Annotated in this window: 2 protein-coding genes (1 of these 2 cut by a window edge); both read right to left on the reverse strand. The window is 71.1% G+C overall.

Annotated elements, in window-relative coordinates:
- Positions 1-3204: an ACP S-malonyltransferase gene (gene fabD / locus ACIRJT_RS32165; RefSeq protein ID WP_403916193.1), complete on the reverse strand. Its 3204-nt coding sequence runs from the start codon at positions 3202-3204 to the stop codon at positions 1-3.
- Positions 3201-19677, reverse strand: the 3' portion of a protein-coding gene (locus ACIRJT_RS32170; RefSeq protein WP_403916209.1) for an amino acid adenylation domain-containing protein. It continues 5123 nt past the right edge of the window; the window shows 16477 of its 21600 coding nt (coding positions 5124-21600); its start codon lies beyond the right edge, outside the window; its stop codon occupies positions 3201-3203. The genes fabD and ACIRJT_RS32170 overlap by 4 nt, the downstream gene beginning before the upstream one ends.

Below are 19677 nucleotides of genomic sequence, written 5' to 3' on the forward strand. Positions count from 1 at the left end.
TCACTTGTCCGCCATCCCCCGCAGGCTCCTCAGCCGGTCGGCGATGTGGGCCGCCGCGCCCTCCAAGATGGTGTCGGCGATGGCCTCGACCGTACGGGCCCGCCAGTCACGCAGCCCGGATGCGGCGACCTCCTGGTTGAACGCGCCCATCGACGGTCCGCAGTGCACGAGGTAGTCGACCCTGGACTGTCGGTCACCCGCCAACGCCACGCGGAGGCCTCGCTCGAAGTACCGGTGGATCAGAGCCGCGAGCTCTGTCCGGGGGTCCTCATCCGAGGCCTCGGGCAGGGACACCTCGCCCCCCAGATACCGGCCGAGCACCTGTGTCCTGGTGTCGTCGTCGAGTCGGCCGACGGAAGCGTGCTGACGCCACAGCTCGTAGAGCCTTGTCGCGCGGGCGGGGAAGAACAGTCCGCGCTTGAGATAGCGTGCCCGCGCCCCGAGCTCGAACATCTCGCCCCACGGTGCGGTGTCCACATCGTATTCACGGGCCTCTTGCAGGAGATCCTTGACCGCGTCGCTGGTCGCGGCCTCCACCGAGCACTGGTTGACCGAGCCGGTCATGACGAAGTCGGCCCCGAGCAGGAACGCGGCGGCGGCCGCGGCGGGCGTTCCGATCCCGCCGGCGCATCCGATGTGGACCCGATGGCCGGGAAGGGCCGCCTCGTCGCGCAACCGGAGTACGGCCGGAAGAAGCGTCACCAGGTCGGCCGTACTGCTCAGCCAGCCACCGTCCGCCTCGGCGCAGAGGTCATCGGCCATCGGCAGGCCTGCCGCGGCATCCGCCTCGGACTCGGTCACCGCCCCTGCCGCGAGCAACCGCTCGACGATGCCCTGCGGCGGCGGCGCGAGAAACTCCGCGGCGACGTCGGTCCTGGAGACCTTGGCCAGGATCTTGCCGCCCTTGAGCCGGAAGCGGACCAGTCCCTCGGTCACCATGGGGAATCCGGAGGCCTCGATCAGATCGACACCGTGCCGCAGAAGCCGATCGACCGACGCCACCTCCTGTTCCGGTGCTCCGTGCCGATAGAGCAGATTGACGCCGAAGGCGCCGCCGAGGCCCAGATCATCGGTCAGGACGCGCAGTTGCCGCTCCGTCTCGTCCGGAGTCAGTCCCCCGACGCCCAGGAATCCGAGCATGCCCGCCTTGGCTGCCGACCTCAGCATCTCCGGCCCGGACACTCCGCCGTACATCGAACCCATCACATAGGCGCGACGCAGTCCGTACCGTTCGCGGAACGTGCGGGCGCCGAGTGACTCCGCGTCGATCGCGGAGACGAGGTGTCCCCTCGCGGCCCCTCCTGACGGCGGAGCCGAGGCGGACACGGCCGGTAGGGTCGGTGGGGTCGGCTCGGCAGCTTCCCTGATGCGGGTGACCAGCTTGGTGAGAACCTTGCCGGGCCCGAGTTCGACGAATGTGAAGTCGCCCTGCCCCATCAGCCTGCGTACGGTCTCGGTCCAGCGGACCGGCGAGGCGATCTGCGCCGCCAGCCGCTCCTTCAGGGTGTCGGGTGTGTACGGCAGCGCGTCGACGTTGGCGAGCACCGGGATCACCGGCGAACGCAGGGTGAAGCCGTCGAGGAAACGCGCGAACTCATCGGCCGCCCCACGCATGTACCGGGAGTGCAGCGGGGCGCTGACGCGCAGCCGGACCGTCCGCGCGCCGACCGCCTCGAACGCCGTGCAGGCCGCCGCGAGTTGCTCGTCCGGTCCGGAGATGACGAACTGGTCCACGGCATTGTGGTTGGCCAGGTCCAGCCCGTGGAAGGTGGGATCGGCGAGCATGCGGGTGACGGCGGCCTCATCGACCCCGACCACGGCGGCCATGGCACCACCGGACGCGGCGGCCATCAACTGGCCCCGCCGCTGCACCAGGCGCAGCCCGGCCTCGAAGTCGAAGACCTCGGCGGCGAAGAGCGCCACGTACTCACCGAGGCTGTGCCCGACAAGAAAGTCCGGCGGCACCGGATCCTTCTCGACGCGGTCGAGATAGGAGAGCGCGCCCACTACGTAGAGAGCGGCCTGCGTGTACTCGGTCCTGCCGAGTCGGCGTCGAGAATCGGTGAGGCAGAGTTCCTCGATCGAGTAGCCCAGCACACGGTCGGCGATCGCGGTCTGTACGGGGAAGCGCTCGAACAGCCCCTCACCCATCCTCCGCCGTTGCGCGCCTTGCCCTGGAAACCCATAGACCTTCATGCTCTGTGCCTTCCTCGATGGGGTCGCGCCGGCGCGGCTCCGGGCTTTCTCCAGAAGGTCGATGTCGCTGCCGAAGGGGCTGAGCAGGGGCATCGACCCGGATCGTGCACCGGTCGGCAGGTTGCCGCGCACGAAGGCATGCAGGGTGCCGGAGGGGCCGAGGTCGAGATAGCGGAAGTCGCCCCGGTCCCGCATGCGTGTCATGGTGCGCTCGAACTCGATGGGCTCCCGGGCGACCCTCCAGAAGTGGTCGGCCGTCACCCTCTCCACCAGCTCGCCGTCCACGCAGGAGACCCACGGGATGCGCGGCGGTGCGAGGGGCACCTCGGCGAAGGCTCCCCGGCTCCGGTCGATCACGCCGGCCATGAGGCGGGAGTGGAAGCCGTATTCGACCGGCACCCGCTGGTGCAGCACATCGGCGGCGCGCAACTCCGACTCGGCCCGCGCCAGGACGTCTTCCGCGCCCGCGACCACGAAATGGCCCGGGGCGTTGCGGGCGGCCACATCGCACTCACGCAGTGCCGGCACCTGGTCCAGCACCTCGGGTCCGGCGAGAACGGCGAGCATGCCGCCGCGCGGGCATGCTCGCATGATGTCGGCCTGGCGTACCAGCAGCCGCAGGCAGTCGAACTCGTCAAGGCTGCCCGCGACGACGGCGGCCGCGTACTCGCCCAGGCTGGAGCCGAGCAGGTAGTCGGGTTCCACACCCGCCTCGCGCAGCGTCCGAGCCAGCGCGAGTTCGAGCATGACGATTCCGGGGTGGGTGATGCGGGTGTCGATGAGCTGGTCGGCCTTGCTCTTCGCCGGATCGTGGATCCGCGCGATCACCGACTCCCCCAGCTCCTCCGCGACCACGGCGTCGTAGCGTTGCAGCGTCGTGCGGAACACCTCGTTGCGGGCGAACAGTTCCTGGCCCATGTGGTAGTACTGCGAGCCTTGTCCGGAGAACATGAAGACGACAGGCAGGGCTTCGGCCCGGTCGGTGTCGTGACGCACCGTCGGGCTCACCGGAAGGTGTCCCAGAAGAGGCCCCCGGCACGTGCCGCGGACTTTGTGGGCGTTTCGGCTCCCCTGATGACGATCCTCCGGTTGAGTACGGGTTCCGGCAGTGGTTGCCTGGTGCCGTGCCGTCCCGCGGGAGAGGGGGCGAGCACCACGTGGGCGTTGGTGCCGCCGTCCGCGAAGCAGTTGATGGCAGCGAGCTCGGCGGCCTGCGGCCACGGCCGCCGCGTCCCCCTGGGGAAGTACAGCGGCGAGGCGGCCAGGTCGAAGTGTTCCAACGGCTCCTGCCCGGAAGCGAAAGGCACCTGCTCCCTGTGGTGCAGCATCAGGACGACCTTGATGAAGGCGGCCATGCCTTCCGCGGCCAGTGGGTGGCCGATGTTCGGCTTGACGGACCCGAGGGCGACCGGCCGGGTGGCTCCGGCTCCGTAGACCGCCTCGATCGCCTTGAGTTCCAGCAGATCGGTGACGGTCGTCCCGGAGCCGTTGGCCTCGATCCAACCGACGTCCTGCGGACCGTGACCGCTGCGGGCCAGCGCCTCGGCCATCACTTCCTTCTGCGCGTCCAGGTTCGGGGTGGCCGGGCCCGCGGTTCGACCGTCGTTGTTGACGGCGATGCCGTTGAGGACCGCGAGCACCCGGTCCCCGTCGGCCTCCGCCTGGTCCAGCCGCTTGAGGATGACCGCGCCGACGCCCTCACCGAGGATCAGCCCGGCCGCTCTGCGATCGAACATGTGGAACTCGGCGCCCGCGTTGAGGAGGCGGCGCTGCCCGAACACCTGGTATGGCCGGTCGTCGGCGAGCAGGCTCACTCCGGCGACCACGGCCGACTCGATGTCGGATGCGCGCAGGGCCCGCACGGCCGTGTCCATCGCCACCAAAGCGGACGAGCAGGCGGTGTCGACCACCACGCCGGGGCCACGGAAGTCGAAGAACTGCGAGATGTTGGCGGAGAGGTAGTTCTGCCCCGTGACCACCACCGGGTTCTTCGCCCGCTCCAGTCGCGCGCCGTCCGGCATGTGAGCCGCCCGACCTCCGACATACACGCCGATCCGGCGGCCCTTGAGGTCGGCGGGTTCGTATCCAGCGTGGTACACAGCGCTGTTCACCTCCTCCAGCAGCAACAGCGCCTGCGGGTCCATGGCCGCGACGTCCTCCTCGGACAGCAGGAACGACTCGGGGTCGAAGCGCAGTACGTCGTCCAGCAGCCCCGCGTGGTACTCGACCGGCCGGCCGAAGCGCTGCTCGGGGACGGGCCGCAGCTCGGACCGGCCTTGCCGCAGCAGCTCCCAGTACTCGCTTGCGGACCCGGCGCCCGGGAATCTGCACGACAGACCGATCACCGCGATGTCGTCCCCGCCTCTCGCCGGACCGCCCGCGAACGCCTCGGGACGGGGGGCCGCGCCGACGCCCGCCACCGCTGCCGCCGCGTGCGCGGGAACGGTGGATCCGGACTGGCCGAAAGTTGCGACGAGCGCATCGCCGTGCTCCTCGGCGAGGTAGGCCGCGAACCCCTCGGCAGTCGGGTGTTCCAGGAACGCCGAGGGGTCGATGGAGACGTCGAGCCGCTTGCCGAGCTCCTGTACGAGTTGGGTGACGAGGATCGAATCGATGCCGTAGTCGTGCATCGGGACGTCACCGCTCAGCCGGTCGCGGTCGAAACGCAGTTCGGCGGCGAACCGGTCGAGAAGCCACAAGGTCACCGCGTCGACCGCGCCGTGATCCGCGGCGGTGGACACCGGGCGTGAGATCGGCGCCGGGGCCTCGGCCGATGCCGCGACGGCCGCCGCGGCGGATGTGGACGGTTCCGCAGGTCCTGCCGGAGGCCCCGGCCGCGTGGGCGGCTCCAGGCGGCGGTTCGTCAGCTGGTCGGGGCGCCAGTCGGCGTCCGGGCTCACCATCGCGGGCAGGACCACGCGGGCCCCGCTCGTGATCGCTCGGTCCAGCAGGGCCAGTCCCTGCTGGTCCGAGAGGGAAGCCAGCCCCGACGCCTGGTAGGCGGCGCTGCGTGCTTCCCCCATGCCGGTGTCCTTCCAGCTCGGCCACTCCACGCTGACCAGGGGAAGGCCGTACGGGCGGGCCTCGGCGACCGCGTCCAGGTATCCGTTGGCCATGGCGTAGTCGCTCTGCCCGACGGCCAGCGCCGGAACGGCGGCGGCGACCGAGGAGTACAGCACGAACAGACTCAGCGGCTCGTCACGGAAGCACTCGACGAGCGTGTCGAGCCCGAAGATCTTCGGGCTGATCACCCTCTCGACGGCGCTCCGCGGCTTCCGTACGAACGCGGGATTCTCGGCGTCGGTGAACCCTGCGCTGTGCACGACTCCGCCGATGGGCCCGAGCTTGAGCCTCACGTCCGCGAGCGCCTTGGCGGTCGACTCGTGTTCGTCGAGCGGTACGGCGAGCACTTCCAGCTCCACTCCCCGGTCCGCCAGTTCCGCAAGCGGGCGCAGCTTGCGCGCCAGGGCGCTGTCGGTGCTGATGTGCGCAGCCCACTCGGCCCTGGGCGGCAGCTCTTCCCGCCCGGTGAGGACGAGCTTGCGGACGCCGTGCCGGGCGACGAAGTGCTGCGCTGTCAGCAGTCCGATGCCGCGCGTACCACCGGTCACCCACAGCACATGCCCTTCGGGGAACCTGAGCTCCTGCCCGTCTTCCGCGGGCAGCTCGCGCAGTTGTGCCCGGTGCCGGACGCCGTCGCGATAGGCGATGTCGGCGGGTGAGTCGGCGATGCGGAGTTCGTCGGCCACCCACTGGCACAGTTGCTCCTCCATCGTCTGCCCCATGTGCACATGGCGGGAGCGCAGATGGCGGTACTCGCTCTGGAGCATCCGGTAGAGCCCTGCCCGTGCCGCACCGACAGGCGCGTCCGGCGTTCCCCTGGAGACCAGCAGGACGGTCAGCTCGCGCTTCCCCTCGTCGACCAGGCGTTGCAGCCAGCTCAGCCAGGGGAACAGCGACGGATGGTCGGTGGGCCTGCCCGGCTCGGCGCAGCCCGCGAGGTCGACCACCGCGTCGAAGCGGTCCCATCGGGCACCGGTGACGAGGTCGGTGGTGAGCTGTTCGGTGGTGAGCACCTCGGCGGACGGCAGCGCGGCGGCGAGCCGGTCGGCCAGCTGACCGGCACCCGGTGCGGTCAGGATCGCGGTCCGGCCGGGCAGGGAGGTACGTGCCGTGGGCTCGGCGGGCACCCAGTGACGGGTCAGCAGAACTCCGCCGTCTGCGGGGCCGGCGGCATCGAGCGCCGCCAGTTCGGCGTCCGCCGCCGCCAGCCACACGCGTCCGCCGCCGAAGGGGTATCCGGGAAGCGCCACCCGGGCAGGGCGTGCGCCGTGGTGCAGAGCTGCCCAGTCGACCTGCCGCCCGGCGGTCCAGGCCACGGCGTACCGAGCGGGGTCGGCGGAAAGCAGGTCGCTCTCCTCGCTTCCGCGCGGGTCCACCACCCCGGTCCAGCTGCCGGCGGATTCGCCACCGGCGACGAACTCGTCCAGGCGCGCGGCCAGCTGGGGCAGGTCGTCGAACCTCACCGCCAGCCGGTGCGCCATGGCCTCGCGCCCTGTCTGGAGGGTCCAGGCAACCTCGCGCGGCGCCAGCTCCGCGCCCTCGGCGCGCAGATGCGCGGCGAGGCGGCGCGCCTGTTCGGCCAAGCGGTCGGCCTCACGTGCGGAGAGCACGGCCAGCTGCGGCCCGGCCGGGCCGGCCGGCTGCCCGGGTCGGCCGATGAACTCCTGGATGATCACGTGGGCGTTGGTGCCGCCCGCGCCGAAGGAGCTCACTCCTGCGGTTCTGGGTCGCTCCGTGCCGTCGGCGAGGACCCGGCGCGGCCACGGGGCCAGTTCGCGCTGGACCCGGAACGGGGTCTCCGCGAAATCGATGTGGGGGTTGAGCTGGTCCGAGTGGAGCGAGGGGACCAGTTCACCGTGGCGCATCTGAAGCAGTACCTTCGTCACCGCCGCGACGCCGGCGGCCGACTCGGCGTGACCGATGTTGGACTTGACCGAGCCGATCGGAAGCCGCTCCGGCGCATCGCCCTGGAAGGCCCGCGTCAGCCCGGTGATCTCCACCGGATCTCCGAGCGCGGTGCCCGTGCCGTGTGCCTCGATGTAGTCCAGGTCCGACGGACGCAGTTCGGCACGGTCGAGCGCGGTCCTGATGAGTTCGCCCTGCACCCTGGGGTTGGGCACGTTGAATCCCCGCCCCGTACCCCCATGGTTGACCGAGGAGGACTTGACGATACCCAGGATCCGGTCACCGTCGGCAAGCGCCGCGTCGAGGCGCTTGAGCAGGACCGCGCCGGAACCCTCGGCCGGGACGTATCCCGTGCCTCCGGCGCCGAAGCTGCGGCAGCGGCCGTCCTCGGCGAGGAAGCCACGCCACGCCAGTTGCAGGTACTTCGCCGGATGGCTGGTGATGTTGACACCACCGGCGACCGCAACGTCGCAGTCGCCGCCGCGGATGGCCTGGCATGCCTGGTGGATGGTGACGAGCGCGGAGGAGCACATCGTGTCCAGGGCGACGCTGGGGCCGGTGAAGTCGAAGAAGTACGACACCCGGTTGGCGACCGAGGCGAAGGACGAGTGGGGCGGGAGTCCTTCGCCCCGCAGGGCGTCCTGGACACCGTAGAGCTGGTACTGGCCGTACATCATGCCCACGAACACACCGGTGCGGGAGCCACGCAGCTGCTCGCGGGTGTATCCGGCATCCTCCAGCAGGTGCCAGACGGACTCCAGGAACACCCGTTCCTGGGGATCGGTGAGCTCGGCCTCGATCTGTGACATGCGGAAGAACAGCGGGTCGAAGCTGTCGGCGTCGCGGATGAAGCCACCCCATTTGCCGTACGTCTTTCCGGGTACCGACTTGTCCGTGGTGTAGAACCGGTCGTGGTTCCACCGGTCGGCAGGAATCTCCTCGATGGAGTCCCGGCCTGCGCGCAGATTGCGCCAGAACTCGTCCACGTCGTCGGCTTCCGGGTAGCGGCCCGCTACACCGATGATCGCGATGTCGTCGGAGCGGCCCCCGGACCGGCTGGAACCGGCGTCCTCCCGTACGTGGCCGGCCTCCGTGGCGGCGGGCGTGGCGGCGGGTTTGGCTTGTTCGGGCCCGGACGGAGCGGGGGCGGGCTCGGCGGGCTCGGTGAACGCTTCGGGGTGCGCGGTGGCCAGGTGGCCGGCCAGCTCGCGGACCGTCACGTACTCGAAGAGAAGGGTCTTCGACAGCGGGCCGAAGCGATCCTCGAGCCGGCGGGTCAGGCTCAGCGTGATCAGCGAGTCGACACCGTAGTGGTCGAAGGGCTCCGTAGCGGCTATCTCCTCCGCGGGAAGTTTGAGCTCCTCCGCCATGAGCCGGAGTACGAACCGCTCCGCCCGGGCGGAGACGTCGGCCCGGGCGCGTCCGTCGACCTGGTTCCGTGGTGCGGCCAAGGCCGTCCGCGGGCGGGGCTCCGTCGCGTTGAGGGCCGCGAGGATTTTCGCCTCGTCGCCCGCGGCGAGCAGTATGCGCGGGGCGGTGGCGGCCAGGGCACGGTCCAGCGCGGCCAGTGCCGGTCCGGTGCGCAAGGGGCGCAGACCGGTCTCCCGTGCCATGTACTCCTCACCGGCGGCGTCGATCCGCATTCCACCGTCGGCCCAGACCGGCCAGGCCGCGGCCAGGGTGCGGCCCCGCCGTACTCCCCGGCGGCGGCGTCGCTCCCGCTCCTCGGCGAAGTGGTCGAGAAAGCCGTTGGCGTACGAGTAGTCGGTCTGGCCGACGTTCCCGAACACCGCGGCCGCGGAGGAGAAGGCAACGAAGTAGTCCAGTGGTTCGTCCTGCGTCGCCTCGTCGAGGAGTACCGTCCCGTGCACCTTGGCGGCCAGAACCGCGTCCGCGTCGGTCCGGTCCTTGTGCTCCAGCAGACCGTCCCTGAGCACCCCGGCGGCGTGCAGGACGCCGCTCACCGATCCGTGGAGACGGCGGGCCTCGTCGACCAGGGCACGCACCGCTGCTTCGTCGGCGACATCAGCCAGTACCACGCGCGCCCCGACGGCCTCGATCCTGGCCCTGGCCGCAGCACCGGGCGCCGTGCGCGCCACGAGCACGATCCCGCCGCCCGGAGTTCCGGCGGCGCGCCGCTCGGCGGCGACGTGCTCGGCGAGCAGCAGCCCCAGCGCACCGGTGCCACCGGTGATCAGATGGGCTCCGGAACCGGTGAAGGCCGATGCGGTGGCGGTGGGCAGGCTCACCCGGCGCCAGCCGCGGCGGGCCCGGGCCCCTGCCTCGACGCGTACCTCGGGCTCGCCTTCGACGGCGAGTTCGGCGACCACCGCGTCGGCCGGCGAGTCGTCCGCGACAACCAGCACGCCGAAGTCGACCGCGGGGTGTTCCCGGCGCACGGATCGGGCGAACGCGGCCATCGCCGGATGGGCGGGCGAGGCTGCCGGTTCACGGTAGGCGTAGAGGTAGCGCAGCGCGCCTCGCCGCTCCCGCTGCCACGCCTGGAGGAACCTCATGGCCGTGTGGAAACCGTGCTCCACCGCATCGGCGGGGCCGGGGAGTTCGCCGGCCAGGTGCACGATGGCGACGGGCCCGGGCAGTGCCGCGCGGACGGCGGCGTCGGCGTCGAATCCGGCGCCCAGCGAGATCAGCCGGGCGTCCGCACCCGCCGCCGTCAGGGCCGCGCTCACGGAGCGTCCCTGCGAACCGGCGTCCAGCACCAGCACCGTTCCGCTCGGCTCCGCTGAAGTGTGCGGCGCCGGTTCCCACACCGGCTCGAACGCGGTCAGCGCATCCCGCGTGGGCACCGCGCGGAGGGTGAACGTGTCGATCACGACGACCGCGTCGCCGTTCCGGTCGAGCAGCGCGACGTCGAAGGCGAGCGATCCGGCCGGGGCCGGGCGCCTCGACGGGGTGGCGTGGGCGTACAGCTCGTCGGGAAGTTCGGCGTAGCGGCGAACCGCGCCCAGGGAGAAGGGCAGGTACGGCAACGGGGTCGCCCCGTCGTCGGCGCCGGGTGCGAGCCTGCTCGCCGTCTGCAAGGCAGCGTCGAGCAGCGAGGGGTGGAAGACGTACGCGTCCGCGTCGACGGTGCGCGCCGCGGGCAGCCGCAGGGTCGCCAACACTTCGTCCTCGCCCACGGCGAGTTCCTCGATCACCTGGAAGCTCGGGCCGTAGTCGAAGCCGAAGCGGGAGAACGTGTCGTAGCAGCTGGTGCCTGTGTGGACGCGCCGACAGCGCGAGCGCACGTCGGTGAGATCGGTGCGGGCCGGGCGGGTTCCTGCCTCGCCGAAGCGCAGCCTGCCGTGCGCGTGCACCGGGGATCCGTCCTCAGCGGTCCGCACCTCGAAGGACGCGCCGGTGCTGTCGCCGGTGACACGTACCGCGATCCGGTGCCCGCCGGCTCCGGGGGCGAGCCGGACCGGAGCGGCCCACACCAGGTCGTCCACGCCGCACACCCGGCTGTCGGTGGCGAGTTCACCGGCCAGCCTGCCCATCTCCAGGTAGGCCACGCCGGGGAGCATGCGCTCGCCACCGACGATGTGGTCCCGCAGAAAGAATTCCTCGCCGGTGAGCGTCTTGGCGAACGCCCGGCCACCACCGGGGGCGGACGCGTCGATGTCCAGCAGGGTCGGGTGCAGCCGCGCGGTGGGCGGCTCGGGTGCCGCGGTCGGTGCCGCGCCGGAGGCGAACCAGTGCCGATTTCCGGCGAACGGGTAGGCGGGCAGATGGACCCGGCGCCGGTCCACCCCGTGGTGGAGGTCCGCCCAGTCGACGTCAGCGCCCGCCAGCCAGTCGCGGGCGATGGCGTCCAGGTCCCGGCCTACGGTGGTCCCCTGCGGAGCAGGGCGTCGCTCGGCCTGCCCGGTACGCACCGCCGACGCACGGCCGCCGAGATACTCGGCCAGTGCGGCCCGCAGCCCGGCGCTGTCGTCGGCGACCACGGCCAGCCGGTGGGTCATCGGCTCACGCCCCAACTGCAGGGTGTAGGCGAGATCTCCGGACGGCACCTCGTGATCCGTCAGGTGGTCCGTCAGCCTCCGGGCGGATTGGTCCAGCGCTTCGGCGGTACGGGCGGAGAGCACGAACAACTGCTGCGTCGTCCGTTCTTCGCGAGTGTCCGGCATGGGTGATTCCTCCAGCACGATGTGCGCGTTGGCTCCGCCGAAACCGAAGGAGCTGACGCCGCCGCGGCGCGGCAGTTCGCGTCCGGCGGCATCGCGTCGGCGTGGCCAGGGCCGGGCGGTGGCGGCTACCTCGAACGGTCCGCCGTCGAGCTCCAGATAGGGGTTCGCTTCCTTGAAGTGCAGAGAGGCCGGAATGGTGCCGTGCCCCAGCGCGAGCACGGTCTTGAACACCCCGGCGATACCGGCGGCGGCTTCCAGGTGGCCGATGTTGGTCTTCACCGACCCGATGGCACAACCCGGCATCGCGGTCGTCCCGCGCTCGGCACGCAACCGTCGGAAGGCGATGCTGAGACCGGCCGTCTCGATGGGGTCGCCGAGCGCCGTGCCGGTGCCGTGCGCCTCGATGTAGCCGATGGATTCCACGGGTACGTCCGCAGCGCGGTACGCCTCGGCCAGCACATCTGCCTGGGCCTCCGGGTTGGGGGCGGTGAGCGATGTCGAGCGACCACCGTGGTTGGCGGCGACCGCCTTCATCACCGCGTGTACGGCGTCACCGTCACGCCGGGCCAGGTCGCCCGGCTTGAGCAGCACCGCGCCGACGCCCTCGCCGCGCACGTAGCCGTCCGCGCGGCTGTCGAAGGCCTTGCAGCGGCCGTCGGGGCTGAGCATCTCGCCCTGGCTCAGGACCTCGTACACGCTCGGCGTGAGAATGAGGTTGACCCCGCCCGCGATGGCCAGATCGCAGGTTCCGTCGCGGAGCGCGGCCCACGCCTGGTGGACGGCGGTGAGCGACCCGGAGCAGGCGGTGTCGACGGCGATGCTGGGTCCACGCAGATCCAGCAGGTAGGAGACCCGGTTGGGGATGACCGAGAGCGCCGCGCCGGTGGCCGTGTGGCCCCGGGGCTCCATGCCCGCCGCCCGCTGGGCCTCCAGGTAGTCGGCGTTGGCAACGCCGATGAACACCCCGACGCGCCGTCCGGCCAGATCGGAAGGCCGGTAGCCGGCGTCCTCGATGGCCTCCCAAGCCACCTCCAGCATCAGCCGCTGCTGCGGGTCCATCAGTTCCGCTTCACGTGGGGAGATGCCGAAGAACGCCGCGTCGAAGCGCCCCACATCGGGGAGGAATCCGCCCCGGTGGGCGTGCGGGCGCGGGCGGTCGTCCCACTCCCAGCGGTCCGGTGGCACCTCCCCCACCAGATCGTGCCCCGCTGCGAGGTGGTCCCAGAACTCCTTGAGGCTGTTCGAGCCGGGCAGCCGGCCGGCCATGCCGATGATCGCGACGTCGTCACCGCGACCGCGCTCCCCCGCGGCCCCGGCGGGGCGCGGAGCGGTGGAAGCCGCGGCGGCGGGCGCCGGGGCGGTGACCGCGAAGCGTGTGGACAGCTCGGTGGGGTGCTCCTCCCACAGGTACTGCGCCAGCGCGGAGAGCGTGCCCCGGCGGTAGAACACGGTCGGGTAGACCTCGATGCCGTAGGCCTTGCGCAGTTCGGTGCTGAGGGCGGTGAAGCGGATCGAGTTCATGCCCGCCTCTCCGAGCGGGGTGTGCGCACCGATGTCCTGGGGAGGAAGCCCCGTCAGGCGGCCGGCCATCCGGGCCAGCTCCGCCACCAGCGCCTCGAGACGGCTTCCCGGCTCCGCGGGAGCCGGCGGGTGCTCACTTCCGGCGGCACCGAAGCGGGCCCGCATTTCGGACAGCGGCAGTGTGGCCAGCGTGGCCCGGTCGACCTTCTCGTTGAGGGTGTACGGGAAGCCGTTCACGCGGACCAGCGTGTCCGGGATCATATGGGCCGGCAGCCAGGCCGCCAGCTGGTCCCGCGACGGCTCGGCGGCCCCGTCGTCGAGCACGTAACAGGCCAGCAGCAGGCGGTCGCCGTCCTCCTCGCCCCGGGCCACCACCACCGCGTCCCGGACACCGGCCAGCCGCCGCAGCGTCGACTCGATCTCCTCCAGTTCGATCCGGAACCCGCGCACCTTCACCTGGGAGTCGATGCGGCCCAGGTAGGCGATCCGCCCGTCGGCCAGTTGGCGGACGAGGTCGCCGGTGCGGTACATCCGCGCGTCGGGGGCGGGGGCGAACGGGTCGGGGAGGAAGCGCTCGGCGGTGAGTTCGGGGCGGCTCAGGTACCCGTCGGCGACGCCGTGACCACCGATGTACAGCTCACCGGCCACACCGGTCGGGACGGGCCTGCTCGCCTTGTCGAGAACGTACAGCGAAGTGTTGGCGATCGGTGTGCCGATGGTGACGCGGTCGCCACGCTCCAGGCGGCTCACCGCGGACCAGATAGTGGTCTCGGTGGGGCCGTAGAGGTTCCACACCTCACGGTTGGCCGCGAGCAGCGCCTGCGCCGTGGCGGCCGGCAGCGCCTCCCCTCCGCAGACCACGGTGAGCTCGGGATTCCCCTGCCAGCCCGCTGCGAGCAGCATGTTCCAGGTCGCCGGGGTCGCTTGGACGACGGTGGCAGGGCTGCGCTCGATCACCTCGCGCAGCCGCAGTCCGTCCTGGGCGACCTCGGTCGGCACGATCTCCACGGTGCCACCGCTGATCAGCGGCAGGTAGAGCTCCAGACCGGAGATGTCGAAACAGACCGTGGTCAGGGCGAGCAGCGTGTCCCGAGGCCCGAATCCGGGCTCCCGCGCCATCGACCAGCAGAAGTTGGTCAGCGCGCGGTGCGGGACGCGGACACCCTTGGGCCGGCCGGTGGAGCCGGAGGTGTAGATGATGTACGCGGTGTCCAGCGGTCCGGCGGCTCCGGGCGAGGGGGCCGCGGGCGGCTGCCGGTCCTCGTCGATGAGCAGCCGGGGCACAGCGCTTCCGCTCGCGGACTCGACGGTGGAGTGTGTGAGCAGCAGATGCAGTCCGGCGTCCTCGGCCATGAAGGCGAGCCGCTGTTGCGGGTAGGCCGGGTCGAGAGGGACGTACGTGCCGCCGGCGGCCTGCACGGCGAGCAGGGCTACCGGCAGGTCGGCGTCGCGCGGCAGCAGAACGCCCACGGTACGGCCACGGCCGACGCCGGCGGAGGTGAGACGGGCCGCAAGGGCTTGCACCCGCTCGGTGAGCCGGCGGTAGCTCAGTACGGTGTCCTCGTAGCGGACCGCCACTGCCTGAGGGCGTGCCTCGGCCTGGCGCAGCACCAGGTCCCATACGAGGCTGTCTGCCGGATAGTCGGCGTCCATGGGCGGGGTGAGCCGAGCGCGCTCGCCGTCCGTCAGCAGGTCCAGCTCCCCGACCGGAGTGGCGGGAGCGCCGACCGCGGATGCCAGCAAGGTGACGAAATGGTTCCCGAGGCGTTCCACTGTTACGGCGTCGAACAGGTCGGGGTTGTACTTGAGCGTGTACCGGCAGCCTTCGGCCTCCTCGACCAGATCGAGGGTCAGGTCGAACTCGCCCTCCTGGTGGACCCCTTCGACCTGGCCTCGGATGACACCGTCGTGGGAGAGGTCGCGTGCCCAGTTGTGGAAATAGTAGGCGACGTTGAACAGCGGGCCCGAAGTGCCGGGTCCCTCCTTCTCCAGTTCCTCGGCAAGGGTGATCAGCGGGTAGTCGCTGTGCTCCAGCGCGCCCAGGACCATCCGGTGGACACGACGGGTCAGGGCACGGAAGGGTTCGTCGTCGTCCACCGTCTCCGCCAGAACGACCATGTTCATGAAGTAGCCGAGCACGTCGTCGTAGCCCTCGGCCGGGCGGCCCGCCGTCGGTGTGCCGACCGCGATGTCGGTCTGGCCGCTGTAGCGGTGGAGCAGGGAGAAGAACGTCGCCAGCATGACGCTGGACAGCGAGGTGCGCTCCGCCGCGGCAAGGGCACGTGCCCGGTCCGCCACGGCCGACGGTACGCGTCCCTCCAGGCTCGCGCCCCGGAAGCTGGGCAGGGACGGGCGTGGCCTGTCGAACGTCAGCGGTGTGCTGGTCTGCCTGCCGCGCAGCCGCTCGACCCAGTAGGCGCGCAGTCTCTCCGCATCGGGTCCGGCGAGCAGGTCGCGCTGCCAGGCCACGTAGTCGGCGAAGGTGCGGGCAGGCCGCCCGGCGGGGAGGGGGCGGCCTTCCCGGAGCGCACGGTAGCCGCGTTCCACCTCGGCCACCAGCAACGGGATGGACACCCCGTCGATCACCAGGTGGTGCACGCTCAGTACCAGTGCCTGCCGGCCATCGCCGAGGGTGTACAGCGTCGCCCGCGCCAGCGGGCCGCCGGCCAGGTCGAACGGGCGCCGCGCGTCGGTCCGTATCCGGTCACGAAGGTCGCTGTCCGTGGCCGAGTTGAGGAACACCTGTTGGAAGGCCAGTTCCGGTTCGGCGGCGATCCGGATGAACGGCCCGTCCTCACCGGTCCGGACGGCAGCGCGCAGTTCCTCGTGCCGGTCCAGCACATCCTGGAGAACCACACGCAGGGCGAGCATGTCGGTGTCACGGTCGAGCCAGAAGGCGAGCGGCAGGTTGTAGGCGTGGTTGCCGGGGGCGATCTGTTCGATCACCCACAGTGCTCGCTGCCCCTCCGACAGCCGATGGGTGCTCAGCTCCGCGTCACGGCGGGGCCGCAGGACCCCTTGCGCTGCGGACAGAACGCCCGGCGTGGCGGGCGCGACGAGGGCGGACCCGTCTCCGACGGGTGCCGCGACGGTGGCCCGGTCGGGCTCCTCCGCAGGGGGTGCGGTGGAGCCGGCCGTGGTCGGCTCCGTGGTTCCGGCCACGGTCTCTGCCAGCCAGCCGGAGGCCAGATGCGCGGCGAGTTCCCGCAGCGTCGCGCTCTCGAAGAACTCCTCCAGAGGGATGCTGACGCCGAAGGAGTCGTCCACAGCTGCCACGATCTTCATCCCGCTGAGCGAGTCGAAGCCGTAGTCGGCCAGAGCCCGGTCGGGGTCGATCCGCACGTCGAGCTTCAGCACCCGCTCCAGCAGTTCCCGCAGGCGGTCGCCCAGCGCGTCGGCCACGGCCGGCTGTGCTTCGGTCGTCGCCGTCCCGGGTGCGGCCGGTGCCCCGGGCTTCGCGTCCCGCTCCGCGCCGAGGCTCTCCGCGATCAGCACGTGCTGGCCCAGATCGGCGCCGTCGGCACTGATGGCCCGCGTCTGCGCGTATCCCTCCTCGGCCAGCAGCCGCAGCCAGCTGTCCGGCGCGGCCAACGGTGAGTCGGGGATGCGCGTCTCCTCGTCCTGGAAGGCCCACCACCCCTCCATCACGCCGCCGCCGACCGTGAGGTACGGGCGGATGGCGGTCAGCTCGTTGAGCACCAGCAGGCCGCCGGGCTTGAGCAGCGCCTTGGCCTTGCGCAGCGTGGCTCGCAGATTCCTGGTCGCGTGCACCACGTTGGTGGCCAGAACCAGGTCGACCGAGCCCGGAGCGAAATTCTGCTCGGACAGGCCGCGCTCCAGGTTGAGCAGCTGGAACCGCATGAACGGGTGGTGGGCGGCGAAACGTTCACGGCCGTGTTCCAGGAACCGGGGCGAGATGTCGGTGAAGGTGTAGTTGACGCGGCCCGGATGGCCGGCCAGCACAGGCAGCACCCGTTCGCTGGTGGCGCCGGTACCCGCGCCCAGCTCCAGCACCTCGACCGTCTCTCGGTCCGCGAGCCTCGGCAGCCGGGTGGCGAGGTACTGGCGGACGGCCTCCGCCAGCAGGTCGTTGAAGAAGTCGGTGAGCGGGTTGCCCTTGTAGAGGTTCTCCACCAACTGCATCGAGGTGCCGGGGAACATGACCTCGGTACCCACCAGCTCCCCGCGCAGAAGTGGCGGATAGACCCGTAGGAATTCGCGGTTGAGGGTCACCGTGGGCTCGATGTCCGGGTACTGGACTGATACCCGGTCGAGTTCGGCCTCCCATCGGTCCGCGGCAGCGGTGCCGTCCGCGTCGCCGACCGCGGTGGTGGTGATGACGTGGTCGCCCTCGCGGGTCAGGTAGCCGGCCGTGACGAGGAGGCCCAGCAGGGCTTCGTGGAGCCGCTGGAACTTGTTCCGGATGCGCAAGGCACTGCGCAGTTCACCGCTGTGGTGCCTCTCGCCCGGCCGCTGGAAGACCCCCATGCGCTGGTAGACGGTGAACACTCCGTGCACCGATGCCTCGTCCAGCCGAGCGAACCCCGCGAGCACCTGGGTGACGGCCCGACTGACATCCGTACCGGCGCCGGTAGCCGCGGCACGGTCCTCGGGCCGAGACATCCGGCCGTCAGCCACCTCGGCTTCGGACGCACGTCCTGTTCCGGGCGCATGTCCTGTTCCGGGCGCATGTCCTACTCCTACGGCGGCCGGCCGGCCGATCCACAGGCGCTTGCGTGCGAACGGATAGCCGGGCAGTTCAACCCTGTGGGCGGCCGGAGAGGTGATCCGGGACCAGTCGATCCCGGCCCCCGACACCCAGCGTTCACCGACGACCGCGAGGTCACGCCGGGAGAGGGCCTGCTCCAGGGCGACGGCCTCCTCGGCGGAGAGCGCCACCGGGTTGCGGTCGACGAGACCGGTGCTGATCCGGTCGTCGGTCCCGCCCTCCGCGTAGCTCTGCAGCAGGCGGGCCGCCTCGGCCACCGTAAGGGCGGGCAGGGCCAGGCGGAACTCATGAGCGGTACGGCCCGATTGCAGCGTGTGGGCGACGTCGGGGAGCCTCAGTGGGGTCTGCTCGACGTCCCGGACGCTCTCGCTGCTCTGTGGGCTCTCGCCGTCCCGCGTGCCGGTGCCGATGCCGGCGACCGCCCGGGCCACGTCGCCGAGGGTCTCGGCCATGGTGGCGGCCGGAGGCAGTGCCGTGCCCAGCTCCGACGCCAGCAGCGAGTAGTAGTGGGCGCGTTCGGCCACACCGAAGCCCAGGTCGACCAGGTCGGTGGCGAGATCGACGGACTCGGACTCCACTCCGGCCAGCTCGGCGGCCAGCCGCAGGCAGCGGCGCCGTGCGTCCGCCAGTGGGTCCTCGGTCACGGCCCGCGCTGACGTGCCCCGGCGCAGAAACGCCGCCAGGTCCCCTGCCAAGGCCCGCAGCCGGTCTTCGCTCCTGGCGGAGAGCACCAGCAGCTGGTCCGTTCCGTCGTCGACCGGCTGCGGCGAATCGACGGGCAGGTGCTCCTCCACGACCACGCAGGCGTTGGCGCCGCCCGCGCCGAACGAACTGACGACGGCACGCAGCGGCAGCACGCCGGATGCGCCCTCCGGATCGGAGTCGGACTGTTCGAGCCTCTGCCAGGGACGCAAGGTCTGCTGCACCTCGAAAGGCGTGGTGGTGAAGTCGATTTCCGGGTTGAGGCGCACCGAGTTCAGCGACGGTGCCAGCATCCGGTGCCGGAACTGCAGCAGCACCTTGGTCAGCCCCGCGATGCCTGCTGCCGACTCGAGGTGGCCGATGTTCGTCTTGACCGAGCCGATCGCGACGGTCGGCCGCTGCGCACGATGGGCCGGATCGATCCTTCCTCCGAAGGCGTCGACCAGCCCGACGATCTCGATCGGGTCGCCGAGCAAGGTGCCGGTGCCATGCGCCTCCACATAGCCGATGCTGTCCGCACCCACTCGGGCGCGGTCCAGCGCCGTGCGCATCACACCGCTCTGTGCGACGGGGTTCGGGACCGTGTACCCTCCCGCGTTTCCGCCGGAGTTGACGGCCGAACCCCGGATCACGCCGAGGACACGGTCGCCGTCCACGAGTGCGGCCGAGAGCGGCTTGAGCAGGACGGCGCCCACGCCCTCGCCATCGACGAATCCGTCCGCGTCCGCGCCGAACGCCTTGAGCCGGTCGTCGTGCGAGAGCATCCCCGCCTGCGCCAGAGCGCGCAGGTGTTTCGGGTGGAGGATCAGGTTGACTCCGCCGGCGATGGCGGCGGTGCACTCACCGGACCTGATGCTCTGGCAGGCCAGGTGGATGGCGGTCAGCGAGGCGGAGCACGCGGTGTCCACCGCCAGGCTCGGCCCGGCGAAATCAAAGGAGTACGACACCCGGTTGGCCACCGACCAGTGACGTGAATGGGCTTCGGTGGGCACGCCCAGGGCGTTCGCCTCACCGGCCATCCATTCGTAGTCGCTGTTCATCACACCGACGAACACGCCGACCGGTCCTTGCGCCGCGAGCGTGGCCGCCGGATAGCCGGCGTCGTCCAGGGTGGCGGCAGCTGTTTCGAGGAACAGGCGTTCCTGCGGGTCCATGGCCTCCGCGTCGGCGGGTGAGATGTGGAAGAACAACGGGTCGAACATGTCGACCCCGTCGATGAATCCGGCCCATTTGCTGTAGGAGCCGCGAGCGCCTGTACGGTCATGGTGCGCGTCGGCGTCCCAGCGATCAGCAGGCACCTCACTGATGCAGTGCCGGCCCTCGGCCAGGTTGTCCCACAGCTCGGAGACCGTCCCGGCCAGCGGGTAACGTCCAGCAACGCCGATGACGGCGATGCGATCGTCATCGCGCTCCTCGGCCCCGGTCCCACCAGGA

The sequence above is a fragment of the Streptomyces sp. NPDC102283 genome, assembly GCF_044766265.1.
GTDB lineage: Bacteria > Actinomycetota > Actinomycetes > Streptomycetales > Streptomycetaceae > Streptomyces.